Here is a 22,568-nt window from a genome sequence, read left to right on the forward strand (position 1 = left end):
GCGGGCGGGGTCTAGCGCCATTCGCGCCCGATATAGATGGCCAAGAGGATGATCGCGCCCTTGATGACGTCCTGAAGATAGGGGTTGATGCCCATCAGGTTCAGGCCGTTGTTCAGGATGCCCAGCAGCACCGCGCCGATCAGCGTGCCCAGGATCAGGCCCCGGCCGCCGGAAATCGCGGTGCCGCCCAGCACCACCGCGGCGATGGCGTCCAGTTCGAACCCCACGCCGGCATTGGGCTGGCCGCTCATCAGCCGGCCGGTCAGGATCACCGCGGCGAATGCCGAGGTCAGGCCCGAGATGCCATAGACCGCCAGCTTGACCCGCTGGGTCTTGACCCCCGACAGCCGCGCCGCGGTCTCGTTGCCGCCAAGCGCATAGACATGGCGGCCAAAGGCGGTGCGCTGCAACAGCACCCAGGCCAGCGCATAGATCACCACCATGACGATGACCGGCACCGGCACCACGCCGACGCGGCCCACCCCGAACCAGGAAATCCAGCTGGGGATGCCGCTGATCGGATAGCCGCCGGAATAGATCAGGCCCAGCCCGCGGGCCATGCCCATGGTGGCCAGCGTGACGATGATCGCCGGCATCCGGCCCCAGGCGACCAGCACGCCATTGGCCAGCCCGATGCCCAGCCCGATGCCCAGCCCGGCCAGCAGCGCCACCGGCGCGGGCAGTCCGGTATTGACCATCAGCCCGGCGCTGAGCGTGCCGACCAGCGCCATGACCGCGCCGACCGACAGGTCGATGCCGCCGGTCAGGATCACGAAGCTCATGCCCACGGCCAGGATGCCGACGACCGACACCTGGCGCAGCACGTTCATGATGTTGCTGAGGCTGAAGAAACTGTCGCTTGCCAGCCCCATCAGCACCGAAACGACGATCAGCCCGATCAGCGGCAGCGCCAGCGGCGAATGCAGCAGGCGGCCGAACGAGAAGCCGCCGGTTTTCCCGGCCGCGCCGGTGTTTGCGTCATGCGACATGGTCAACTCTCCCGGTCGTGGCATGGGTCATGATGGTTTCGGATTCGATCTCGTCGCCCTCGACCGTGGCCACGATCCCGCCGGAACGGAACACGCAGACCCGGTCGGACATGCCGATCACCTCGGGCAGTTCGGACGAGATCATGATGATGGCGCCGCCCCTGGCGGTGAATTCGCGCATCAAGGCATAGATTTCCGCCTTGGCGCCGACGTCGATGCCGCGCGTCGGCTCGTCGAAGATCAGCACCTGCATGTCGTGGTTCAGCCAGCGGGCGATGACCACCTTTTGCTGGTTGCCGCCCGACAGCGTGTCGACGCGGGCATGCGGTCCCTGCGCCTTGACGCGGACCTGCGCCATCGCCGCCGTGGTCGCGGCCAGTTCCTTTTTCAGGTCGATGAACCAGTGGTTCTTGCGATACTTGCCGTAATTGTTCAGCGAAACGTTTTGCAGGATGGAAAAGCTGGTGATCAGCCCCTGTTCCTTGCGGCTTTCGGGCAGCAGGCCGATGCCATGCGCCAGCCCCTCGTCGGGGCCGCGAAAGCGTTTCTCGGCCCCGTCCACCTTGACCTTGCAGCGTTGCGCGGGGCCGGCGCCCAGCATCGCCAGCACGGTTTCCGTGCGGCCCGAGCCGACCAGGCCGGCAAAGCCCAGGATCTCGCCCCGGCGCAGGGCAAAGCGCGACACCGGGCCGCCCTTTTTCAACTGCACCTCCTCGACCTCGACCACCACGGGGGCGGCCGAAGGGGCGGGCTTGGGCGGGAAGTTGTTCTCGATCCGCCGGCCGACCATCATTTCGACCAGCCGGTCGTTGTCCACCTCGGATACCGCGCAAGAGGCGACGAATTCGCCGTCGCGCAGCACGGTGATACGGTCGCAGATCTCGAAAATTTCCTCAAGGTGATGCGAGATGAAGATGATCGCCACGCCCTGACGGCGCAATTCGCGCATGACCTTGAACAGGTGCTCGACCTCGGAGGGGGTCAGGGTCGCGGTGGGTTCGTCCAGGACCAGGATGCGGGCATCAAGCGATAGCGCCTTGGCGATCTCGACGAATTGCTGCTCGGCCACGGACAGGCGATGGACCGGCACGTCCAGCGGCACGTCCACCGCCAGTTGGCGCATGATCTGGGCGGCGCGGGCGCGCATCGCCTTGCGGTCCAGCGTGCCGAAGCGTCCGCGCATCTCGCGCGCCAGGAACATGTTTTCCACCGCGTCCAGATAAGGGATCAGGCTGAATTCCTGGAACACGATGCCGATGCCCGCGGCGATGGCCTGGTCGTAATCGGCGAACTGGCGCTCGGTCCCTTCGATGCGGATCGTGCCCTCGCTGGGCTGGAGGATGCCGCACAGGATCTTCATCAGCGTGGACTTGCCGGCGCCGTTCTCGCCCAGAAGGGCATGGACCTCGCCCGCGCGGACCTCCAGATCGACGCCGTGCAGGACCTCGATCTTGCCGAAGCTTTTTCGGATACCGTTCAGTTCCAGCATGATGCCCCTCATGGATCGCCGGGAAAGCCCCGTCCCCGCAGCAAGCGGGGACGGGAATGGGGATGAACCCTTACCAGCTAAAATCGGCTGCGTTTTCCTTGTCCACGACCATCACGTCGATCGGCACTTCCTTCGGCACCACGCGCGCGCCCCATTTCTGCGCCAGCGCCATGGCCAGGCCGACACGGACCTGGTCGCGCGGGAATTGCGCGGTGGTCTCGATGAAGGGGCCGCCTTCGGTGATCGCCTTGACCGCTTCCGGCGCGCCATCGACCGAGGTCAGCTTGATATCCTTGCCCGAGCCTTGGATCGCTGCCAGCGCGCCCATGGCGCCGCCGTCGTTGACCGAGAACAGGCCGGCCAGGTTCGGATGCGACTGGATCATGTTCTCGACCACGCCAAGCGCGACCGAGCGGTCCTGGCGGCCGTTCTGGGTATCGACCAATTGGATATCCGGGAACTCTTCCAGCGCGGCTTTGCAGCCTTCGACGCGTTGCAGGATCGGAACCACCGGGATGCCGTCCAGGATCGCGACCTCGCCCTTGCCGCCCAGGGCATCGCCCAGGTATTTGCACGACATATAGCCCGCATCGCGGTTCTTGGAGCCGACGAAGGTATCGACCGGGCCGTTCGCGTTCGCATCGACTGCGACCACGGTCACGCCGGCGGCCTTGGCGGCGTGCACGGCGGCCTCGATCCCGGCGCTGTCGGTCGGGTTCAGCAGCAGGATGTCGATATCCTGTTGCAGCATGTCCTCGACATCGGAAAGCTGCTTGGCGACGTCATGGCCGGCATCGGTCACGACCACCTCGGCGCCCAAGGATGCGGCGGCTTCGTTCAGCGCCTCTTGCATGGACACGAAATAGGGGTTGTTCAGCTCCTGGAAGGTCATGCCGATCTTGAGCTTGTCCTGAGCCAGCGCCGGGGCCGCAACCAGCGCAAGCGCGGCCGAGGCGGTCAGAAGTTTCGATTTCATCAGGGTTCCCTCCCATCTGAGTAAAGCAGGCAAGGCCTGCGCGTCTCCGGGTGGCGGCACGCCGCCCGAATTGGTGAAAGTCGCGATATTGCGTCCCTGTCAGTCCGCCATGACCAGCGCCTTTTGCGCCGCGAACGTCGCGCGGAACTGCGAGGGCGACATTCCCTTGAGCTTCAGGAAATGCCGGTTGAAGTTCGACAGGTTCGAAAACCCGACGTCGTAGCAGATCTCGGCCACCTTGATGTCGGGATCGGTCAGCAGCATCTGACAGGCCAGGTCGATGCGTAGCTGGTTGCGATAGCGCACCAGCGTCGTGCCGGTATGGCGCTTGAAAGCACGGGAAAAGGCGCTTTGGCTTTGCCCGACCAGGCCGGCCAGTTCGCTTTCCTCGACCTGTTCGGTCAGATGCTCGCGCAGATAGCTGAGCGCGCGATTGATGCCGCCGTCGTGGATGCGCGTCAGGTCCAGCTCAAAGCTGAGACTGGCCAGCACCTCGTATTCCGGCGCATGGGCCAGCAGGTCCAGAATCTCCCAGAACAGCGCCAGGCGGCGCAGCCCCTCGGCTTCGATCAGCCGTTCCATCAGCGGGCGGACGCGGGCGCTGGTCTCGTCGTCGAACAGCAAGCCGCGGCGCGAGCGTTCCAGAAGCGGCCGCAGGGCCTGCATCTCGGACATGGCCGCGCTGGCTTCGTCGATGAACGCCTCGGGGAACTGGATCACCAGCGAGCGCAGGGGCACCGCCTCGCCCGGCGCGATGTCGCTGATCCAGTTCTGCGGCAGGTTCGGGCCGGTCATGATCAACTGGCCGGGCTGGAAGCTGCCGACATGGTCGCCGATGTAAAACGTGCCCGAGGTGGCGACGACCAGGTGGATTTCGTATTCGGGATGGTAATGCCAGCGCACGGTGCGGAACGGATAGCCATGCATCCACGCGGCGAAGGATTCGCCCTTGCGGATGTGGACCAGTTCCAGATCGGGTTGCATCGCCTTCCTCCTGCACGCCGCGCGGACCCGCCGCGGGACGTCCGGGAATCATAGGCCCGATGTGCGCCCGCGCTCCACATCAGGGCCAAAAAAATACCGATACTTTTTTGCACTGGTCGGTTCAGGAAATGAAGAGCCGACCGCAAAGCGCCGCCGCCCAAACATGCTGCGCAGCAGAAAATCCATGCTGCGGCGCGGCGAAACAGGCTTGGTTTTCCGCAAAAACCTGGCGCCGGCGCTATTTTGCGCGCGCCGAGGCCAGGTCGCGCAGATGCGGATAAGCAGCATGATAGATTTCATACTTTTCCGCATAGGCTGCCGCCAGTTCAGGATTTGGCACAACTTCAGAGCGAACGGCCGGCTGGGCAAAGATGCGGGCCGAGATGTCGCCCGTCGCGCAGGCCGCCGCCAGCTTCGCCGCCCCGAAGGCCGCGCCGAAATCGCCGTCCTCGGGCTCCAGCAGCGTCAGCCCGGTGGCCGAGGCCATGATGCGCAGCCAGGCCCGCGACCGCGCACCGCCGCCCACCGCATAGGCGGCCTCGATGGGGGTGCCGGCCTTGCGCAGGGCATGGACGCAGTCGGTAAACGCCATGGCCACGCCTTCCATCGCCGCCTGCGCCAGATCGGCCAGCCCGGTGGCGCGGCGCAGGCCCAGGAAAGCCCCGGTCGCGTCGGGGTCGTTCAGCGGCGTGCGCTCGCCCGACAGATAGGGCAGGAACGTGACCGGCGCGGGCGCCGTCACATCATCGCCCACCATCGCCGCAAGCTCGGGCACAGTTTTCCCGGTGATCTCGGCCAGCCAGGTCAGGCTGTCGGTCGCCGACAGGATCACCCCCATCTGGTGCCAGGTATCCGGCACCGCATGGCAAAAGGTATGCACCGCATCGCCGGTATTCGGCGCGTAAGATGCGGTCGCGGCGAACAGCACGCCCGAGGTGCCCAGCGATAAGAAGCCGGTGCCGGGGGTCATCACCCCCATGCCGCAGGCCGTGGCGGCATTGTCGCCGCCGCCGCCTGCCACCGGCACGCGCGGGATGCCCCAGCGTTCCGCCAGATCGGCGCGCAGGTGGCCGGAAACCTCGCTGCCCTCGACCAGCCGCGGCATCTGGGCGCGGGTCAGCCCGGTCGCGGCCAGCAGCGCATCCGACCAGTCGCGCCGGCCCACGTCCAGCCACAGCGTGCCCGCGGCGTCCGACATTTCCGCGACATGCTCGCCCGTCAGCCACAGCCGCAGGTAATCCTTGGGCAGCAGCACCTTGGCGACACGCGCAAAGATCGCGGGTTCGTTCTGCGCCACCCACAGCAGCTTGGGCGCGGTAAAACCCGCCATGACCAGGTTGCCGGCGATGCCGTGGAAATCGGCGCGCACGGTCAGTTCGGCGCATTGCGGACCAGAGCGGCCGTCGTTCCACAGGATGCAGGGCCGCAGCACCTGGTCCGATGCGTCCAGCAGCGTGGCCCCGTGCATGTGCCCGGACAGGCCGATGGCCTGAAGCCGCGCCATGTCCTGCGGATAATCGCGCCGCAGCGCCCCGATCGCCGCCTCGGCCCCGGCGATCCAGTCGGCGGGCGCCTGTTCGGACCAGCCGGGATGCGGGCGGCTGACGGTCAGCGCCGCATGGGCCACGCCCACGGTCGCAAAGGTCTCGTCCACCAGCATCGCCTTGATGCCCGAGGTGCCCAGGTCGATCCCCAGATACATGGCCTTACTCCGGCATGACGATTTGCAGCTTCACGTCGGTGTCGCGCGCCTGGGCGGCGCGGTCGAAACCGGCGATGCTGTCCTGAAACGGGATCGAGGCCGAGATCAGCGGCTTGAGATCCACCTTGCCCGAGGCGATCAGCGCAATCGCCCGGTCATAGACATTGGCATAGCGGAACACCGTTTCCACCCGCAGCTCCTTGGCTTGCAGGCCCACGATGTCCACCGGCACCGGATCGACCGGCATCCCGACCAGCACGATGGCGCCGCCCGGACGTGCAAGCTGGTGCATAGACAGCACCGCCGGCGCCGCGCCCGAACATTCGAAGACGATGTCGGCGCCCCAGCCGTCGGTCGCCTCGGCCACCGCCTCGGCCAGCGGGCGGTTGCGGATGTTCACGGTCTCGATCCCGTCATAGGCGCCGATGATGTCCAGCTTGGGCTGGGCAAGATCCGCGACGATCACCCGCGCGCAACCGCCGGCCAGCGCCGCCAGCGCCACCATCATGCCGATGGGACCGGCACCCGTGACCACCGCCAGGTCGCCCGGCTGGATACGCGCGCGCAAGGCCGCCTGCATGCCGATGGCAAAGGGTTCCACCATCGCGCCTTCGGCAAAGCTGACATTGTCGGGCAGCTTATAGGTAAAAGCGGCGGGGTGGATGACCTCGGGCGTCAGGCAGCCATGCACCGGCGGCGTGGCCCAGAAGCTGACGGCCGGATCGACGTTGTAGATCCCCAGCTTGGCCGCGCGCGAGGTTGGATCGGGTATCCCCGGCTCCATGCACACCCGGTCGCCCGGTTTCAGATGCGCGACCTCGGCCCCGGCCTCGATCACCGTGCCCGCGGCCTCGTGCCCCAGCACCATCGGCTCGCGCACGACGAAATGCCCGATCTTGCCATGGGTGTAATAATGCACGTCCGAGCCGCAGATACCGACCGTATGGGTCTTGATCCGCACGTCCCTGGGGCCAAGCCGGCCGGGAATGTCGAAATCCCGCAGCGACAGCCTGCCCTTTTCTTCCAGCACCAATGCCTTCATCGCCCGTCCTCCTGATGGCCGCGCCGCCCTGGGGCGCCCTTACGGCGTCTTTGGCGGCGAGTCGGGCCGGTTGTAAACAGAAACCCGCGCCTTGCGCGGGCTTTTGCCCATATCCGGAATAATTGTATCAGGGGCGGATCGGGAAAAGGATGCGGCCTGCGCGCGGATGGGCCGGGCAGCCGCTTCGCACACAGAATCAGGCCGTCACTTCATCAGCCGGTCCTTGACCATGGGGCCGACGGCGCCGAAATCCATCTGCCCGGCATGGCGGGCGCGCAACTCGGCCATCACCCGGCCCATGTCGCGGATCGACCCGGCGCCCAGTTCGGCAATGGCCTTGTCGATGGCCGCCCGCGTCTCATCCTCGTTAAGCTGGCGCGGCAGATAGGGCTGGATCACCTTGATCTCGTCCAGTTCCCGCTCGGCCAGCTCCAGCCGCCCCCCTTCTTCATAGGCTTTCGCCGATTCCTGACGCTGCTTGACCATCTTGGACAGGATGGCGGTCAGGTCGGCATCGGTCAGCCCGGCCTCGTCGCCGCCTTCGACTTCGCCGCGGGCGGCGATCTCGCGATCCTTGATCGCGGCCGAGATCAGCCGCAATGTCGAAAGGCGTGCCGTGTCCCTGGCCTTCATCGCCTCTTTCGTGTCGGCCAGAATGCGTTCGCGCAGTCCCATCTGATCCTCGCTTGTCCGTTTGGCCGGGTGGTGCCCGGCTTGGTTCCCGCAGTCAAGCCGTGGCGTCAACCCCGGCCATGCGTCAAAGTTCCGTGCAGGGTCCCCTTCGCGCCTTGACGCCCGCCTGGCCTTTCCCTAGGTTCCCGCCGATTTACCCGGAGAGTGACGATGCCCCAGAAACCGACCGCATGTCTTGCGCTTGCCGACGGCACCGTGTTCCACGGCCATGGCTTCGGCGCGGTCGGGGAAGTGGTGGCCGAACTGGTCTTCAACACCGCGATGACCGGCTATCAGGAGATCATGACCGATCCCTCTTATGCCAGCCAGATCGTGACCTTTACCTTTCCCCATATCGGCAATACCGGCGTCACCGAACAGGATGACGAATCCGCCGATCCGGTCGCGGCGGGCATCGTGGTGAAATGGGACCCGACCGAGCCGTCGAACTGGCGCGCCAGCGCCGACCTGGTCGACTGGATGGCGCGGCGCGGCCGCATCGGCATCGGCGGCATCGACACCCGCCGGCTGACCCGCGCGATCCGCCAGCAGGGCGCGCCGCATGTCGTCCTGGCCCATGATCCGCAGGGCGATTTCGACATCGCCGCCATGGTCGCCAAGGCGCGCGAGTGGAAGGGCATCGTCGGGCTGGACCTTGCCAAGGAGGTGAGCTGCCGGCAAAGCTATCGCTGGACCGAAGGGATGTGGTCCTGGCCGGGCAGCTTCGGCCAGCCGGACGGAAAGGCCCCCCTCCGCGTCGTGGCCGTCGATTACGGCGCAAAGCGCAACATCCTGCGCTCGCTGGCGCAAAGCGGCGCCGAGGTGACGGTCCTGCCCGCCACCGCCACCGCCGAAGAGGTGCTGGCCCACAACCCCGAGGGCATCTTCCTGTCGAACGGTCCAGGCGATCCGGCCGCCACCGGCGAATATGCCGTGCCGATGATCCGGGAACTGCTGGACCGCGACCTGCCGATCTTTGGCATCTGCCTGGGCCACCAGATGCTGGCGCTGGCGCTGGGGGCCGATACGGTAAAGATGAACCACGGCCATCACGGCGCCAACCATCCGGTCAAGGACGTTGAAACCGGCAAGGTCGAGATCACGTCGATGAACCACGGCTTTGCCGTGGATGCCCAAACCCTGCCCGAGGGTGTGATCGAAACCCATGTCAGCCTGTTCGACGGCTCGAACTGCGGGCTGCGCGTCGCCGGCAAGCCGGTGTTTTCCGTGCAATACCACCCCGAGGCCAGCCCCGGTCCCCAGGACAGCGCTCATCTGTTCGAACGCTTTACCGAGGCGATGCGCAGCCGCCGCGGATAATGCCGGGGCCAAGGCGCGATTAACCCGTTCTTAACCCTCGGCATGCCACAGAGGGGGTCGGAAATGACCAGGACCGGGAATCGCGCATGGCCCGCATCGCCCCCATCAGGCCCCGTCGGGACGCACCCGTTCCCCTTGCCGCCCCCGTTGCCGCCGAAACGGTGGTGTCGGCCCGCGACCTGCGCCCGCTGGGCCAGATCCTGATCGAGGATGGCGCGGTCGATCCGCGCGACCTGCTTCGGGCGCTGGTCATGCGCCAGCGCCAATCCGCGCGCCTGGGCGAGATTTTGCTGGCGCATGGCTGGGTCCGGGAAGACGCGCTCATGCGCGCCCTGTCGCGGCAATGGCGGGCCAGCCTGCTGGACCTGGGGGCGCTGCCGCCCGACCCGCGGCTGGTGGACGCCATGGGCGCGCAGCTTTGCCTGGCCGAAGCCGTGGTGCCGTGGCGGCGCGTCGGCGGCGTGACCTTCATCGCCACCGCCCGGCCCGAAGGGTTCGCGGCGCTGCAAGACCGCCTGCCACAGGATTTCGGGCCGGTGCGCATGCTGCTCTGTTCGGAAAACGCCGCGCGCGAGGCGATCCTGGCTCTGCGCCGCACCGCGCTGATCCGCCAGGCGGAAACCCGTGTCCCCGCCGGGGAAAGCTGCCGTACCCGCAATGAGGGCCGTTTTGGGCGGATGGCCGCGGTCCTGATCGCCGCGGTCGTGCTGGGGCTGGCGCTGGCGCCGGTGGCGGTGGTCGCCCTGCTGACGGGCTGGGCGGTGTTGACGCTGATCGCCTCGGCCATGCTGAAGGGTCTTTCCTTCGCGGCCATCCTGCGCCAGCAGCGCCAAGGTCGCGCCCAGGCCCAGGCCGTGGCGGGCGCCCGGCTTTCGCCGCCACAGATGACGGCGCCCCTGCCGGTGATTTCGGTCATGGTGCCGCTGTTCGCCGAAGCCGACATCGCCGAAAAGCTGATCGGCCGGCTGTCGCGGCTGGATTACCCGCGCGAACTGACCGATATCCTGATCGTGATCGAGGAAACCGACCGCGTCACCTGCGACGCGCTGGAGGGGGTCCGGCTGCCGCGCTGGCTGCGGGTGGTCAAGGTGCCCGACGGGCCGGTGCGCACCAAGCCGCGGGCGCTGAACTACGCGCTGAACTTCTGCCGCGGCTCGATCATCGGGGTCTGGGATGCCGAGGACCGGCCCGAGCCCGACCAGCTCCACAAGGTCGCGCGCGGCTTTCACTTTGCCCCGCCCGAGGTTGTCTGCCTGCAAGGCGTGCTGGACTATTACAACCCGCGCACCAACTGGCTGGCCCGCGCGTTCACCATCGAATACGCGTCCTGGTTCCGCGGCACGCTGGCCGGGGCGGCGGCGCTGGACCTGGTGGTCCCCCTGGGGGGAACGACGCTGTTCTTTCGCCGCGACGCGCTGGAAGAGGTCGGCGCCTGGGATGCCTGGAACGTGACCGAGGATGCCGATCTGGGCGTGCGCCTGACCCGGCGCGGCTATCGCACGCAGATGCTGGACACCGTGACCCATGAAGAGGCGAATTGCCGGCTGATCCCCTGGGTCAAGCAGCGCTCGCGCTGGCTCAAGGGCTTTGCCATGACCTGGGGGGTGCATATGCGCGACCCGCGGGCGCTGTGGCGCGACCTGGGGGCGCGGCGCTTCATCGGCTTGCAGGTGCAGCTTTTCGCCTCGGTCTCGCAATATTTGCTGGCCCCGGTGCTGTGGAGCTTCTGGCTTTTCGCGCTTGGGCTGCCGCATCCGATGCGCCCCGTGCTGTCGGAAATGCTGGGCGGCCATGCCATCGCCGTCCTGTTTGCGCTGTTCATGGTTTCGGAACTGCTCAACATCGCCATCGGGCTTTGGGCCGTGCGGGGGCCGCACCGCCACCTGATGGCCTGGGTGCCCACGCTGCATCTGTATTTCCCGCTGGGCTGCCTGGCCGCGTGGAAGGCGATGTATGAAATGCTGGTCAAGCCCTTTTACTGGGACAAGACGCAGCACGGCATCTTCGAGGCCGGGCAAGAGGAGGCAACGGATCCCGTCGCCGCCCCCGCCGGCAAGCTGCTGCCCTTGCACAAGCAACCGCCCGGCCCGCCGGGGCCTGCACCAGCCGCAGCCCAGGGACAGCCGCGGCGGGTGCCCCTGCTGGGCCGGATCGGCTAGGGCCGATGATGCTATTGCGCCTGCGCCCCCGCCTGGATCCCGGCCAGCACGCCGTCGATGATGGCGCCCGCGGTCCTGACGGTTTCGGCCAGGCGCTGCGCCAGTTCCTCCAGCGAGCCTGTGCCGGTCTCGCGCAAAAGAAACGCCTGTCCGCCCTTGCCAAGACTGTCCATGTCCAGCGGCTTTTCGGTCAGAAGCCGCCCCGCGCATTGCAGGTTCCACAAGAAGCGCCGCGCCGAAGCCAGGCTTTCGGCCTCGGCCCGGCCGATCAGCCCGGCGCGCGGGCCGCTGCGCAATTGCGCCTGCGCGCCCCGCGCCGGCGACCCGGCACGCAGCGCCATGCTTTGCGCCAAAAGTTCGATATCCTGCAACCGACCGCGGCCGATCTTGGCCTCCCAGGCGCCGTCGGGGGGCTTGGCGGCAAAGATCCGCGCCCGCATCCCGGCCAGGTCCGGCATCACCCGCGGATCGGTGCCGCGGGTTTGCAACACCTCGACGCGCAGCGCCTCGACCTCATCGGCCAGCGCCGGGGCATCGGGCCCGCAGGTGCCGATCGCCCGCGCGCGGGTCAGCGCCAGATGTTCCCAGGTCCACGCCTCGGCCATCTGGTAGTCGCGAAAGCCTTGCAGCGCCGTCGCCACCGGCCCCTGCCGCCCCGAAGGACGCAGCCGCATATCCACCTCGTAAAGCCGCCCGGCCGAGGTCGGGGCGGAAAGCGCGGTGATCATCGCCTGGGTCAACCGCGCGTAATAGGCCCGCGTGGCCAGGGGCTTGGGCCCCTCGGACGTCTCTTGCCCGGCCGCGTCGTAGATCACGATCAGGTCCAGGTCCGAAGATGCGTTCAACTGCCGCGCGCCCAGCGAGCCCATGCCCAGGGCGACCGCCCCGCGGCCCGGCGGTGGCCCGTGGCGGCGGGCGAACTCGGCCGCGACGACCGGGAACAGGCCGGCCACCGCGGCATCGGCCACATCGGCATATTGACCGCCCGCCTCCTCGGCGCCGATCAGGTTGCGCAGGTGATGAACGCCGACGCGGAACTGCGCCTCATGCGCCCAGCGCCGCGCCGCGTCCAGCGCCTGTTCATAGCCGCCGTTCGGGGCGCCCAGCGCCTGTTCCAGCACCTGATCCAGTTGACGGCGCAGCCCGGCCGCACCCGGCCAGGCGCTGAAGAAGCTGCCGGCAAGCACCCCGTCCAGCACCTCGGGGTGGCGCGCCAGATAGGCGGCAAGCCGCGGCGCGGTGCCGCAGATGTCGGCAATCAGGTCGATCAGTTGCGGATTGGCCTCGAAAAGCGAGAAAAGCTGAACCCCGGCAGGCAATCCGGCCAGGAAGGCATCGAAGCGCGCCAGCGCTTCCTCGACATGGGCGGCGGCGGTCAGCCGGGTCAGCAGATCGGGCTCGATCCGGGCAAAGACCTCGCGGCCGCGGGCCGAACGCAGGGCGGGATAGCTGCGCCAGCCCTCGACCAGCGCCTGGGCCTCGGGCGACAGCGCCGGGCGGGCGCGGCTTTCGCCGGGCGCGAAAAAGGCGCCGGTCAGCGCCTCGACCCGCGCCAGCCGGCCGGCCAGCCGCGCCGACCAGGCGGCGGTGTCCCCCTCGCCCATCATGCGGGCGATGGTGTCCAGCCCCTCGGCCGAATTCGGCAGCGAATGGCTTTGCGCATCGTTCACCATCTGGATGCGATGCTCGATCTCGCGATGCTCGCGGTAATGCGCGGTCAGTTCCTGGGCCACCTCGGGCGGCACCCAGCCCTTTTCGGCCAGCCGCGCCAGCCCCTCGACCGTGCCGCGCGCACGCAGGTCGGGATCGCGGCCGCCGGCGATCAACTGCCGGGTCTGGGTGAAGAACTCGATCTCGCGGATGCCGCCCTGGCCCAGCTTCATGTCGTGCCCCGGCAGCTCGATGCGGCCGTGCAGCCCCTTGTGGTCGCGGATGCGCAGCCGCATGTCATGCGCGTCACGGATCGCGGCGAAATCCAGGTGCCGCCGCCAGACAAAGGGCCGCAATTCCCGCAAGAAGCGCGCCCCCGCCGCCAGGTCGCCGCCGCAGGGCCGCGCCTTGATATAGGCGCTGCGTTCCCAGGTGCGACCCTCGGCCTCGTAATAGGCCAGCGCCGCCGAGATCGAGATGCAGACCGGCGTCACCGCGGCATCGGGCCGCAGCCGCAGATCGGTGCGAAAGACATAGCCCTGGTCGGTATTGTCGGAAATCGTCGCCGCCGCCTTTCGGGTGGCGCGGATCAGGCTGGCCCGCGCCTCGTGCTGATCGTCGGGGGCATAAGCGCTGTCGTCGTAAAGCACGATCAGGTCGATATCCGAGGAATAGTTCAGTTCCGCCGCGCCCATCTTGCCCATGGCCAGCGCCACGATGCCGCCGGCGTCGGCCGCATTGGCGGGCAGCTTGCCGCGCGCCCCTTCGGCCGCGACATGGGCGCGCAACGCCAGATCGGTTGCGCGGTCGGCCAGTTCGGTCAGCGCGCCCGTCACCTGTTCCAGCCGCCAGACCCCGCCCAGATCGGCCAGCGCCACCCACAGCGCCACCCGCCGCTTGGCGCGGCGCAAGGCCGGGCCAAGGGCGTCGGCGGCAAGCGCCTCGAACCCCGCCGTCTCGCGGGCGACGACATCCTCATGCGCCAGCGCCTCGGCCAGCCAGTCCGCCTCGCGCTCGACCAGCCCGGCCAGATAGGGGCTGCATCCCGCGGCCCCCCGGATCAGGTCGCCAAGGCGAGGTTCGGCGATCCCCGACGCTTGCAGCGCGGACAGGCCGCGGGCGGGATCGGCGGCAAGGGGCAGTCGGGTGATGCGGGCGGCGAAATCCATGGCCGCAGCCTAGCCGCGGCCGGCGCAGCGTCAATGCCGCACGGATGGACCCGCTGGTTCAAATCTTACGGTTTTCCATGCTTGGCGCGGAGGGCAACTGTTGCTAGGCTCGATCCAAGTGCAATTGACAGCAAAGCCCAAGCCGCCGCCGATGCGCGCCGACATGACAATCATCCGACCATATGCGCCCCATGGCGTGGCGCGCCCCCTGGGCCGGGGGCGGGGCTGATGCGGCACAGCCTGCCCCATGCGCCGCAATTCTATGTGACAGCGCCGCAGCCCTGCCCCTATCTGCATGGCCGGGCCGAGCGCAAGCTGTTCACCGCCCTGGCGGGCGATGCCGCGAACGAACTGAACAACGCCTTGTCGCGCCAGGGCTTTCGCCGCTCGCAGAACGTGCTGTATCGGCCCAGTTGCGAAAGCTGCGTCGCCTGCATGTCGGCGCGCATCCGCGCGTCCGATTTCAAGCCCTCGCGCACGCAGCGCCGGGTGATGCGCCGGAACACCGGCCTGCGCCGGCTTGCCACCAGCGCCTGGGCGACCGAAGAGCAATATGAACTGTTCCGCGCCTATCTGGACGAACGCCACGCCGATGGCGGCATGGCCGACATGGACATCTTCGAATTCGCCGCCATGATCGAGGAAACGCCGGTCCGCACCCGCGTCATCGAATATCGCACCGCGCATGGCGCCGAGAACGACACCGAGAACGGCCAGCAGGGCGGGGCGCAGCCGGGCGGCGACCGGCTGGCGGCGGTCTGCCTGACCGACGTGCTGGATGACGGGCTGAGCCTGGTCTACAGCTTCTACGATCCGGCGCTGGAAAGCGCGAGCCTGGGCACGCATATCATCCTTGACCATATCGAGCTGGCGCGCAGCGCCGGGCTGCCTTTTGTCTATCTGGGATATTGGGTGCCGGGCAGCCGCAAGATGGACTACAAAGCCAGATTTTCGGCGCTGGAGATCTATAAGGGCGGCGTCTGGCAACCGATCGGCGACCCGGCGCAGCACAGTTCGGACATCCATCCGCTGTCCATCGACCCGATCGTCGAGCAGGTGGCGCGGATCAGCCTGCCCTCGGGCCGGAGATAATTATCGAAGACGCGTTCGTTTCGCAAGATTATTTCAATATTTTGCGGAAGCGGGTCATATTCTTGGATAAACGCCATTGACCGCGCCGCCCCACGCCAATAGTTTCCCGCGACGCAGCAGGGGCGAGTCCCCTGCCGCGCTTTGTTTCAGAGATGGAGAATGGGCATGTCCCGACAAATGACGGGTGCAAGGATGGTTATCGAGGCTCTGCGCGATCAGGGCGTCGATACGGTATTCGGCTATCCGGGCGGGGCGGTGCTACCCATTTATGACGAGATTTTCCAGCAAAACGACATCAAGCACATCCTGGTGCGCCACGAACAGGGCGCCGTCCACATGGCCGAAGGCTATGCCCGCTCGACCGGCAAGCCGGGAGTGGTGCTGGTCACGTCCGGGCCGGGCGCGACCAATGCCGTCACCGGGCTGACCGATGCGCTGATGGATTCGATCCCCATCGTCGTGCTGACCGGGCAGGTCCCGACCTTCCTGATCGGCACCGATGGCTTCCAGGAAGCGGACACCATCGGCATCACCCGCCCCTGCACCAAGCATAACTGGCTGGTCAAGGACACCGACCAACTGGCGGCGACGATCCACAAGGCGTTCCACATCGCCACCTCGGGCCGTCCGGGGCCGGTGCTGATCGACATTCCCAAGGACGTGCAATTCGCCACCGGCGACTATGTCGGGCCCAGGCAGATCGAAACCCCCAGCTACCAGCCGGCGAAAAAGGGCGACCTGGCCACCATCACCCGCCTGGTCGAGCGGATGGAGACGGCGCAGCGGCCGATCTTCTACACCGGCGGCGGCGTCATCAACTCGGGTCCCGGCGCCAGCCAGCTTCTGCGCGAACTGGCGGATGCGACCGGCTTTCCCGTCACCTCGACCCTGATGGGGCTGGGGGCCTATCCGGCCTCGGGGCAGGGCTGGATCGGGATGCTAGGCATGCACGGGCTGTACGAAGCCAACATGGCCATGCACGATTGCGACCTGATGATCGCCGTCGGCGCGCGCTTTGACGACCGCATCACCGGGCGGGTCGCGGATTTCAGCCCCGGCTCGGTCAAGGCGCAGATCGACATCGACCCCAGTTCGATCAACAAGGTGATCCATGTCGACTTGCCCATCGTCGGCGATGTCGGCCATGTGCTGGAGGACATGCTGAAGGTCTGGAAGGCCCGCGGCCGCAAGACCAATGCCGAAGGGTTGCGCGCCTGGTGGGCGCAGATCGAGCAATGGAAGGCGCGCGACTGCCTTGGCTATCGCAACTCGGACAAGGTCATCAAGCCGCAGCACGCCTTGCAGCGCCTTCAGGCGCTGACCGCCGCGCGCAACCCCTATTTCACCACCGAGGTCGGGCAGCACCAGATGTGGGCCGCGCAGTTCCTGCATTTCGAGGAACCGAACCACTGGATGACCTCGGGCGGGCTGGGGACGATGGGCTATGGCCTGCCCGCCTCGATCGGGGTGCAGGTCGCCCATCCCGAGGCGCTGGTGATCAATGTCGCGGGCGAAGCGTCCTGGCTGATGAACATGCAGGAAATGTCCACGGCCGTGCAGTTCCGCGCGCCGGTCAAGCAGTTCATCCTGAACAACGAACGCCTGGGCATGGTCCGGCAGTGGCAGCAATTGCTGCATGGCGAACGCTATAGCCAAAGCTGGTCGGAAAGCCTGCCCGATTTCGTCAAGCTGGCCGAGGCTTTCGGCTGCGGCGGGCGAACCGTCTCGGACCCGGCCGACCTGGACGCGGCCATCCAGGAGATGATCGACCATGACGGCCCGTTCATCCTGGACGTGCTGGTCGAAAAGCACGAGAACTGCTTCCCGATGATCCCCTCGGGCAAGCCGCATAACGAGATGCTCTTGGGCGAGGCATCGACCGAAGGCGCCATCACCGGCGCCGGCGCGGCCCTGGTCTGAGGATAGGAGAAGAACATGGCGGCACTGAACATCCAGAAGGGCGCATCCAGCCATTCGGCCTATGACCTGCGCGACCCGAACGCCCAGACCATCGAAAGCCATACCCTGGCCGTGCTGGTCGAGAACGAGCCGGGCGTGCTGGCACGCGTCATCGGCCTGTTTTCCGGGCGCGGCTACAATATCGACAGCCTGACCGTGGCCGAGGTGGACCACCTGGGCCACCGTTCGCGCATCACCATCGTGACCCGCGGCACGCCGGCGGTGATCGAACAGATCAAGGCGCAGCTTGGCCGCATCGTCCCGGTGCACGAGGTCCACGACCTGACCGTCGAAGGCCCCAGCGTCGAGCGTGAACTGGGCCTGCTCAAGGTCACGGGCAAGGGCGACAAGCGGGTCGAGGCCCTGCGCATTGCCGAGATCTTCCGCGCGAGCGTGGTGGATTCCACGCTGGAAAGCTTTGTCTTTGAAATCACCGGCACGCCCGAGAAACTGGACGCATTCGCCGATCTGATGCGCCCGCTGGGCCTGTCGGACCAGGCGCGCACCGGCGTCGCCGCCCTGGCGCGCGGCGCGTAAGGGATCAGCGGGCGGCCGCCAGTTTCAGCGGCCGCTCTGGCGCCTCGTCCTCGGGGTTCGAGATAACGCGCAGCGCCGGGCGGGCCGGCGCAGGCTTGTCGCCGATGTCCCGCAGCAGGCTTGGCAGTTCCGAACGCTTATTGCCAGTCACCAGGCTGACGAAGCGCGCGTGGCGCAGCCCGGCCAGGACTTCGAATTCAAGCTCGACCAGATCGCCGGCCTCGGGCCAGTCCTGGCGGGAAAACAGGTTCTCCCGGCCCTGAAGATAGGCCAGCGCCCCATGATCTTCGCACCAGATCACGGCTTTTTCCTTGGCAGGACTGCTCCATAAAATAACCCCGATCATGAAAGCTCCTAAAAAGCAAGCCGCCCGGCAATGGACGTATCCAACCCAAGCGGGAAACTATCGGCAATTTCTCGCCTATGAAAGGGATTTTTGGCGGAACAGTTCAGTTTGCCGCAGGTCGCAGGCAAATTAGGCTTTATCGCCACAGGCTGTTGATGCAGCTATGCGATTCCAACGGAAAATATGCCCGCCCCGCAAGCCGGCGGCCGGATGGCTTATCGCACCCGGCCGGCCCGGTAGTCGGCGACGGCGCGCGCGACCTGTCCCATCCGGGCACTGCGCGACGGGTGCGTGCCCAGAATCTTGTCGCCCGGATCGGGAATCCGGGCAAAGAACAGCGCGCCATGTTCGGGGTCGAAACCGGCATTCAGGGTGATGATGGCGCCCAGGTAATCGGCTTCGAGTTCCCAATCCTTGGAATAATAGCGCGCGCCGAACTGCGCGCCGTAATCCTGCGCGGTGCGAATCACCTCGGGGTCGCCGCCATAGGCGCTGGCCAGCCCGCCCAGGATCACCGCCCCCACCGTCGCCGCGCCGGTCTTGCGGTTGATATGGCCCAGGATGTGATGGCTTGCCTCGTGCCCGACGACGAAAGCCAGCTCATCGGCGTTGCGCGCCTCGCCGATCAGGGACAGGGTAAAGCCGATGATCGGCCGCCCGGTCGCATCGACGGTCTGGAAGGCGTTCGGCTCTAACCCGGCGCGGTCGTCGACGACGAACTGGAAGTCGCAGTTGATCGGCTGGGTGCGGCGCTCCAGGCATTCCCGCTCGACCGCCGGCTCCATGCGGCTGACGACCGACACGAAGGTGCGCGCGGATGCCGAGGCGTTCGCCGGCGTGTCCGGGGCCGGCACGATGGCGACATCGGGCAGGCTGCGCTGCGGGATGCCCGGTTGCGGCACCGGCGCGGCGGCACAGCCCGCCAGGACCAGCATCCCCGCCGCCACCGCCTGCCACATCCTGATCATCTGCCGCCTCGCATGCTTGTTCGCGCCACTTTAGCCGCGGCGTTCCCGCGCCGCCAAGGCCTGGGGTTGCCCCCGCCGCAATATCACGCGATTGTTGCGAAAGCGGAACGGGAAGGAGGCGCCATGTTCACCATCGAACATGATTTCGATGCGACCGTCATCACCCTGATCGACGAGCTTCCCCCGTCCGAGGCCCGGTCGCGGCCGCTGAACGAGGATGTGACCATCCACAGCTTCGACGACCGGGTGGTGATCGAGCAGTTCGACCCCGACACGGGCGAACTGGCGCAGATCGTGCTGACCATCGAACAACTGGAAGAGCTGCGCGCCGCCCTGAACCTGCCCGAGGGCAACTATCGCCTGCAACGCGATTAATCCAGGCGGAACAGCTTGTCGCGCCCGGTGGCGCCGCGCACCAGAACCAGCCGCGACTTGGCCACGCCCAGCGCCTTGGCCAAAAGCTTGATCACGGCGGCATTGGCCTTGCCGTCCTCGGGGATCGTGGTGACGGTGACGCGGATCGTCCCTGCGTCCAGGATCACCGCGTTGCGCGATGCGCGCGGGGTGACGCGCACCGCGATTTCGGCGCCGGGCCGGGCAAGGTGGGTCAGGTCGGTCATGCCTTCTTGAAGCCGGGTCCACGGGAAAAGGCAATGCCCGGCTGGCATCGCCGGGCCGGCATGCTATCTGGGGACCGGACTTATGCGCGAACATGACGAGGACCGAATGGAACATGCCGATCCCGCCGCCCTGGCCTTTTTGCGGGCCCGCCGCTCGCACCCGCCCAAGCTGCTTTCCGCCCCGGCGCCATCACGCGCCGAATTGATGGACCTGCTGGAACTGGCGGCCCGCGTGCCCGACCATGGCAAGCTGGAGCCCTGGCGCTTCGCGGTGCTGGAGCGCGCGACGCTGGACCGGCTGGCCCCGGTTCTGGCCCGGCATGTGCTGGCCCAGGGCGGCGACGAGGCGGCGGCGGAAAAGGCCCGCTCGGGTTTTGGCTCGCCGCTGATCGTGGCGGTGGTCTCGGCCCCGGTCGAAAGCGCCAAGGTGCCGCGGTGGGAACAGTTCCTGTCGGCCGGCGCCGTCTGCCTGGGGCTGGTCAACGCGGCCTTGGCGGCCGGCTATGGCGCGGCATGGCTGACCGGCCCCGCGGCCGAGCCGGATTTCGCCGGCGCGCATCTGGGCGTCGGCCCGGACGAGCGCATCGTGGGCCTGGTGCATATCGGCCAGCGCGGCCCGACGCCGCCCGACCGCCCGCGCCCCGATGTCGCGGCCAGGACCAGCTTCCTGTGACGGCGCTGCGGGCGCTGCTGCTGGCCTGGGGCGATCTGCTGCGGCCCCGCATCCTGGGCGTGGTGCTGCTTGGGGTTGCGCTGACCCTGCTGCTGTTCGTCGCGCTGCAAGCCGGCGCCTTCTGGGCGATCCGCGCCCTGGCCCCCGAGCGGCTGAGCCTGCCCTGGATCGGCGCCGTGCCTTTGGCGCCGACCCTGTCCTGGGGCTCGCTGCTGCTGTTCCCGCTGATGAGCATTTTCCTGATGGCGCCGGTCGCGGCGGGGTTTTCCGGCCTGTTTGCCGAACGCGTCTCGGAGGCGGTCGAACGCACGCATTACCCCGCCGCCATGGGGCTGGCGGTGGATTTCTGGGACGGGATATGGGAATCGCTGGCGGTCATGGGCGCGGTGATCGGGGTCACGCTGGCGACGCTGGTGCTGACGCCCGTCCTGGGCCCGCTGGCCCCGGTGCTGTTTTATGGCGGCAATGGCTGGCTGCTGGGCCGCGAGTTCTTCCAGATGGCGGCCCGGCGGCACCTGCACGAGCCGCAGGCGACCGCGCTGCGCCGCAGCCTGGCCGCGCAGACCACCACCCTGGGGGTGATGATCGCGGCGCTGCTGACGGTGCCGGTGCTGAACGTGGTCATTCCGGTGCTGGCGGCGGCGGGCTTTACCCACCTTTACCATCTCAGCGCGTCCAGGCCTCCAGGTCGGCGCGGGTAATGATGTCCGCCATGATGACAAAGGCGATCACCGCCCAGATCAGCGCGGCGATCAGCGTCGCCCACAGCGCCTTTTTCTTCAGCTTCGGCTCGTGCGGGGCGCCGGCGGGGGTGCCGGGCATCACCTCGCCGACATCTGCCTGGCTTTTCTGGCCGATGGGCAGCAGCACGAACAGCACCAGAAACCACAGCACGGTATAAAGGACGATCGCTCCGGTCAGGCTCATCAGACCTGCTCCAGTTCGATCAGGCAGCCGTTGAAGTCCTTGGGGTGCAAAAACAGCACCGGCTTGCCATGCGCGCCGATCTTGGGCTCGCCGGTGCCCAGCACGCGCGCACCCTCGGCCTTCAGCTTGTCGCGGGCGGCCAGGATGTCCTCGACCTCGAAGCACATGTGATGGATGCCGCCCGAAGGGTTCTTTTCCAGGAAGCCCTGGATCGGGCTGTTCTCGCCCAGGGGATAAAGCAGTTCGATCTTGGTGTTGGGCAGTTCGATGAAGACCACCGTGACGCCGTGGTCGGGCTCGTCCTGCGGCGCGCCGACCTTGGCGCCCAGGCTGTTTTCATATTGCGCCGCCGCGGCCTTCAGGTCGGGCACGGCGATGGCGACATGGTTCAAGCGTCCGATCATCACTTCCTCCGTCTTTGCGCCCTTCTAGGGCGACTGGCCCGCGGGGGGAAGGAAAAGAAACGCCATTAACCGCTTCTTAGGGAAAACGCGCAATCCTTGGACATACGGTGATTCCCAGTTAGGATTTTACGACATGGAACAGGAACGGATCGGTGCGGAAGAATTTCCCACCTGGCGGGTCACACTGCCGAACCGGCCCCTGACCGGCCTGACGGTGCTGGTGGTCGAGGATTCGCGCATCGCCAGCGAGGCGGTGCGCCTGCTTTGCCTGCGTTCGGGGGCACGCATTCGCCGGGCCGACAGCATCCGCGCCGCCTTGCGGCATCTTCAGACCTATCTTCCGGGGGTGGTGATCGTGGATATGGGCCTGCCGGACGGCGACGGGGCCGACATGATCGCGACCATCGCCAGGGCGATACCGCGGGTGCCGGTGGTCCTGGGCATCTCGGGCGATCCGGGCAATCGCGATGCGGCGCTGCGGGCCGGCGCCGACGGGTTCCTGGCCAAGCCCATCGAAAGCCTGGCGCTGTTCCAGCAGGCGATCCTGGCCGCCATGCCGCCGGCGGCACGGCCGCAGGGCCTGCGAGCCCTGCCGGACGATGTGATCGCCCCCGATGCGGCGGCGCTGCGCGACGATCTGGCGCATGTCGCCGATGTGCTGGCCCAGGCCGAGGACACCGACGCCATCGACTATATCGCGCGCTTCCTGGCCGGGGTGGCCCGTTCGGCACATGACCGGATGCTGGAAGATGCGGCGACCAGCCTGGCGCATGGCCATGCCCAAGGCCGCGCCCTGGCCACGGACCTGGCGCGGATCAGCGGGCTGGTGCAGGACCGGCTGGCCGCCACGCGGGTCTCGTGACCGCGGCCTGCGGGGGCGGGCTTGCCGC

At 67.4% G+C, this 22,568-nt stretch carries 23 protein-coding genes; 9 read left to right on the forward strand and 14 right to left on the reverse strand.

The features are described 5' to 3' along the window. Window positions 1-11: 11 nt before the first annotated feature. The 8 genes from F3H32_RS06180 to F3H32_RS06210 form a co-directional block, all read right to left on the reverse strand. On the reverse strand, window positions 12-989 hold the full coding sequence (locus F3H32_RS06180; RefSeq protein ID WP_115755041.1) for an ABC transporter permease: 978 nt from the start codon (window positions 987-989) through the stop codon (window positions 12-14). Continuing rightward, window positions 979-2,490, reverse strand: coding sequence for a sugar ABC transporter ATP-binding protein (locus F3H32_RS06185; RefSeq protein WP_223191357.1), 1,512 nt, complete (start codon window positions 2,488-2,490; stop codon window positions 979-981). The genes F3H32_RS06180 and F3H32_RS06185 overlap by 11 nt, the downstream gene beginning before the upstream one ends. A gap of 58 nt (window positions 2,491-2,548) precedes the next feature. Beyond that, entirely contained in the window at window positions 2,549-3,454 is a 906-nt protein-coding gene (locus tag F3H32_RS06190; protein ID WP_149765084.1) for an ABC transporter substrate-binding protein, read from the reverse strand. 99 nt (window positions 3,455-3,553) lie between these two features. Beyond that, on the reverse strand, window positions 3,554-4,438 hold the full coding sequence (locus F3H32_RS06195) for an AraC family transcriptional regulator (RefSeq protein ID WP_149765085.1): 885 nt from the start codon (window positions 4,436-4,438) through the stop codon (window positions 3,554-3,556). A 48-nt stretch (window positions 4,439-4,486) separates the two neighbouring features. Beyond that, a complete protein-coding gene (locus tag F3H32_RS17670) occupies window positions 4,487-4,624 on the reverse strand; it encodes a hypothetical protein (RefSeq protein ID WP_188128603.1) in 138 nt (45 codons plus the stop codon). A 52-nt stretch (window positions 4,625-4,676) separates the two neighbouring features. Further along, window positions 4,677-6,140, reverse strand: coding sequence for a xylulokinase (gene xylB, locus F3H32_RS06200; protein ID WP_149765086.1), 1,464 nt, complete (start codon window positions 6,138-6,140; stop codon window positions 4,677-4,679). 4 nt (window positions 6,141-6,144) lie between these two features. Continuing rightward, window positions 6,145-7,182 (reverse strand): NAD(P)-dependent alcohol dehydrogenase, encoded by a 1,038-nt coding sequence (locus F3H32_RS06205; RefSeq protein WP_149765087.1) that lies wholly within the window; start codon window positions 7,180-7,182, stop codon window positions 6,145-6,147. Window positions 7,183-7,386: 204 nt separating this feature from the next. After that, window positions 7,387-7,857: a GatB/YqeY domain-containing protein gene (locus F3H32_RS06210; protein ID WP_149765088.1), complete on the reverse strand. Its 471-nt coding sequence runs from the start codon at window positions 7,855-7,857 to the stop codon at window positions 7,387-7,389. A 168-nt stretch (window positions 7,858-8,025) separates the two neighbouring features. On the opposite strand from F3H32_RS06210, the gene carA reads away from it, so the two are divergent. Together carA and F3H32_RS06220 are read left to right on the forward strand one after the other, a co-directional pair. Next, window positions 8,026-9,174: a glutamine-hydrolyzing carbamoyl-phosphate synthase small subunit gene (carA, locus tag F3H32_RS06215; protein ID WP_149765089.1), complete on the forward strand. Its 1,149-nt coding sequence runs from the start codon at window positions 8,026-8,028 to the stop codon at window positions 9,172-9,174. Between the two features lie 86 nt (window positions 9,175-9,260). Continuing rightward, window positions 9,261-11,333 (forward strand): glycosyltransferase family 2 protein, encoded by a 2,073-nt coding sequence (locus tag F3H32_RS06220; RefSeq protein ID WP_149765090.1) that lies wholly within the window; start codon window positions 9,261-9,263, stop codon window positions 11,331-11,333. Window positions 11,334-11,344: 11 nt separating this feature from the next. On the opposite strand, the gene F3H32_RS06225 is transcribed toward F3H32_RS06220, so the two are convergent. Beyond that, the gene (locus F3H32_RS06225) at window positions 11,345-14,152 is read right to left on the reverse strand and encodes a [protein-PII] uridylyltransferase family protein (RefSeq protein ID WP_149765091.1); all 2,808 of its coding nucleotides are present in this window, start codon (window positions 14,150-14,152) and stop codon (window positions 11,345-11,347) included. A gap of 228 nt (window positions 14,153-14,380) precedes the next feature. Between F3H32_RS06225 and F3H32_RS06230 the strand changes: the two genes are divergently transcribed. From F3H32_RS06230 to ilvN, 3 genes are all read left to right on the forward strand, one after another. Beyond that, window positions 14,381-15,244: an arginyltransferase gene (locus F3H32_RS06230; protein WP_149765092.1), complete on the forward strand. Its 864-nt coding sequence runs from the start codon at window positions 14,381-14,383 to the stop codon at window positions 15,242-15,244. A gap of 165 nt (window positions 15,245-15,409) precedes the next feature. After that, window positions 15,410-17,164: an acetolactate synthase 3 large subunit gene (locus F3H32_RS06235; protein ID WP_149765093.1), complete on the forward strand. Its 1,755-nt coding sequence runs from the start codon at window positions 15,410-15,412 to the stop codon at window positions 17,162-17,164. 15 nt (window positions 17,165-17,179) lie between these two features. Next, entirely contained in the window at window positions 17,180-17,740 is a 561-nt protein-coding gene (gene ilvN / locus F3H32_RS06240) for an acetolactate synthase small subunit (RefSeq protein ID WP_149765094.1), read from the forward strand. 4 nt (window positions 17,741-17,744) lie between these two features. Here ilvN and F3H32_RS06245 read toward each other — a convergent pair whose 3' ends face one another. Together F3H32_RS06245 and F3H32_RS06250 are read right to left on the reverse strand one after the other, a co-directional pair. Continuing rightward, the gene (locus tag F3H32_RS06245) at window positions 17,745-18,041 is read right to left on the reverse strand and encodes a hypothetical protein (RefSeq protein ID WP_223191358.1); all 297 of its coding nucleotides are present in this window, start codon (window positions 18,039-18,041) and stop codon (window positions 17,745-17,747) included. Window positions 18,042-18,301: 260 nt separating this feature from the next. Next, window positions 18,302-19,054, reverse strand: a complete 753-nt coding sequence (locus F3H32_RS06250; RefSeq protein WP_149765096.1) for a M48 family metalloprotease — start codon at window positions 19,052-19,054, stop codon at window positions 18,302-18,304. Window positions 19,055-19,177: 123 nt separating this feature from the next. On the opposite strand from F3H32_RS06250, the gene F3H32_RS06255 reads away from it, so the two are divergent. Continuing rightward, entirely contained in the window at window positions 19,178-19,429 is a 252-nt protein-coding gene (locus F3H32_RS06255; protein ID WP_149765097.1) for a hypothetical protein, read from the forward strand. On the opposite strand, the gene F3H32_RS06260 is transcribed toward F3H32_RS06255, so the two are convergent. Next, entirely contained in the window at window positions 19,426-19,674 is a 249-nt protein-coding gene (locus F3H32_RS06260) for a DUF167 domain-containing protein (protein WP_149765098.1), read from the reverse strand. The genes F3H32_RS06255 and F3H32_RS06260 overlap by 4 nt on opposite strands. A gap of 106 nt (window positions 19,675-19,780) precedes the next feature. On the opposite strand from F3H32_RS06260, the gene F3H32_RS06265 reads away from it, so the two are divergent. Both F3H32_RS06265 and F3H32_RS06270 read left to right on the forward strand, forming a co-directional pair. Further along, entirely contained in the window at window positions 19,781-20,347 is a 567-nt protein-coding gene (locus F3H32_RS06265) for a nitroreductase family protein (RefSeq protein WP_149765099.1), read from the forward strand. After that, window positions 20,344-21,048 carry an EI24 domain-containing protein gene (locus tag F3H32_RS06270; protein WP_223191359.1) on the forward strand — a complete coding sequence of 235 codons (705 nt, stop codon included), beginning with the start codon at window positions 20,344-20,346 and terminating at the stop codon, window positions 21,046-21,048. The genes F3H32_RS06265 and F3H32_RS06270 overlap by 4 nt, the downstream gene beginning before the upstream one ends. Here the strand turns inward: F3H32_RS06270 and F3H32_RS06275 are convergent. Together F3H32_RS06275 and mce are read right to left on the reverse strand one after the other, a co-directional pair. Next, on the reverse strand, window positions 21,014-21,274 hold the full coding sequence (locus F3H32_RS06275) for a DUF1467 family protein (protein ID WP_115755056.1): 261 nt from the start codon (window positions 21,272-21,274) through the stop codon (window positions 21,014-21,016). The genes F3H32_RS06270 and F3H32_RS06275 overlap by 35 nt on opposite strands. Then, window positions 21,274-21,678, reverse strand: a complete 405-nt coding sequence (mce, locus tag F3H32_RS06280) for a methylmalonyl-CoA epimerase (protein WP_149765100.1) — start codon at window positions 21,676-21,678, stop codon at window positions 21,274-21,276. The genes F3H32_RS06275 and mce overlap by 1 nt, the downstream gene beginning before the upstream one ends. Window positions 21,679-21,811: 133 nt before the next feature. Here mce and F3H32_RS06285 point away from each other — a divergent pair, with 133 nt between their 5' ends. Next, the gene (locus tag F3H32_RS06285; protein ID WP_149765101.1) at window positions 21,812-22,540 is read left to right on the forward strand and encodes a response regulator; all 729 of its coding nucleotides are present in this window, start codon (window positions 21,812-21,814) and stop codon (window positions 22,538-22,540) included. Window positions 22,541-22,568: the final 28 nt, after the last annotated feature.

The sequence above is a fragment of the Paracoccus thiocyanatus genome (genome assembly GCF_900156255.1).
Taxonomy (GTDB): domain Bacteria; phylum Pseudomonadota; class Alphaproteobacteria; order Rhodobacterales; family Rhodobacteraceae; genus Paracoccus; species Paracoccus thiocyanatus.

What these genes read in the sequence shown, in the direction of transcription:
- F3H32_RS06180 (WP_115755041.1), bottom strand. Translation starts at nt 989, where the DNA reads ATGTCGCATGACGCAAACACCGGCGCGGCCGGGAAAACCGGCGGCTTC.
- F3H32_RS06185 (WP_223191357.1), bottom strand. Translation starts at nt 2,490, where the DNA reads ATGAGGGGCATCATGCTGGAACTGAACGGTATCCGAAAAAGCTTCGGC.
- F3H32_RS06190 (WP_149765084.1), bottom strand. Translation starts at nt 3,454, where the DNA reads ATGAAATCGAAACTTCTGACCGCCTCGGCCGCGCTTGCGCTGGTTGCG.
- F3H32_RS06195 (WP_149765085.1), bottom strand. Translation starts at nt 4,438, where the DNA reads ATGCAACCCGATCTGGAACTGGTCCACATCCGCAAGGGCGAATCCTTC.
- F3H32_RS17670 (WP_188128603.1), bottom strand. Translation starts at nt 4,624, where the DNA reads ATGGATTTTCTGCTGCGCAGCATGTTTGGGCGGCGGCGCTTTGCGGTC.
- xylB (WP_149765086.1), bottom strand. Translation starts at nt 6,140, where the DNA reads ATGTATCTGGGGATCGACCTGGGCACCTCGGGCATCAAGGCGATGCTG.
- F3H32_RS06205 (WP_149765087.1), bottom strand. Translation starts at nt 7,182, where the DNA reads ATGAAGGCATTGGTGCTGGAAGAAAAGGGCAGGCTGTCGCTGCGGGAT.
- F3H32_RS06210 (WP_149765088.1), bottom strand. Translation starts at nt 7,857, where the DNA reads ATGGGACTGCGCGAACGCATTCTGGCCGACACGAAAGAGGCGATGAAG.
- carA (WP_149765089.1), top strand. Translation starts at nt 8,026, where the DNA reads ATGCCCCAGAAACCGACCGCATGTCTTGCGCTTGCCGACGGCACCGTG.
- F3H32_RS06220 (WP_149765090.1), top strand. Translation starts at nt 9,261, where the DNA reads ATGGCCCGCATCGCCCCCATCAGGCCCCGTCGGGACGCACCCGTTCCC.
- F3H32_RS06225 (WP_149765091.1), bottom strand. Translation starts at nt 14,152, where the DNA reads ATGGATTTCGCCGCCCGCATCACCCGACTGCCCCTTGCCGCCGATCCC.
- F3H32_RS06230 (WP_149765092.1), top strand. Translation starts at nt 14,381, where the DNA reads ATGCGGCACAGCCTGCCCCATGCGCCGCAATTCTATGTGACAGCGCCG.
- F3H32_RS06235 (WP_149765093.1), top strand. Translation starts at nt 15,410, where the DNA reads ATGTCCCGACAAATGACGGGTGCAAGGATGGTTATCGAGGCTCTGCGC.
- ilvN (WP_149765094.1), top strand. Translation starts at nt 17,180, where the DNA reads ATGGCGGCACTGAACATCCAGAAGGGCGCATCCAGCCATTCGGCCTAT.
- F3H32_RS06250 (WP_149765096.1), bottom strand. Translation starts at nt 19,054, where the DNA reads ATGATCAGGATGTGGCAGGCGGTGGCGGCGGGGATGCTGGTCCTGGCG.
- F3H32_RS06255 (WP_149765097.1), top strand. Translation starts at nt 19,178, where the DNA reads ATGTTCACCATCGAACATGATTTCGATGCGACCGTCATCACCCTGATC.
- F3H32_RS06260 (WP_149765098.1), bottom strand. Translation starts at nt 19,674, where the DNA reads ATGACCGACCTGACCCACCTTGCCCGGCCCGGCGCCGAAATCGCGGTG.
- F3H32_RS06265 (WP_149765099.1), top strand. Translation starts at nt 19,781, where the DNA reads ATGGAACATGCCGATCCCGCCGCCCTGGCCTTTTTGCGGGCCCGCCGC.
- F3H32_RS06275 (WP_115755056.1), bottom strand. Translation starts at nt 21,274, where the DNA reads ATGAGCCTGACCGGAGCGATCGTCCTTTATACCGTGCTGTGGTTTCTG.
- mce (WP_149765100.1), bottom strand. Translation starts at nt 21,678, where the DNA reads ATGATCGGACGCTTGAACCATGTCGCCATCGCCGTGCCCGACCTGAAG.
- F3H32_RS06285 (WP_149765101.1), top strand. Translation starts at nt 21,812, where the DNA reads ATGGAACAGGAACGGATCGGTGCGGAAGAATTTCCCACCTGGCGGGTC.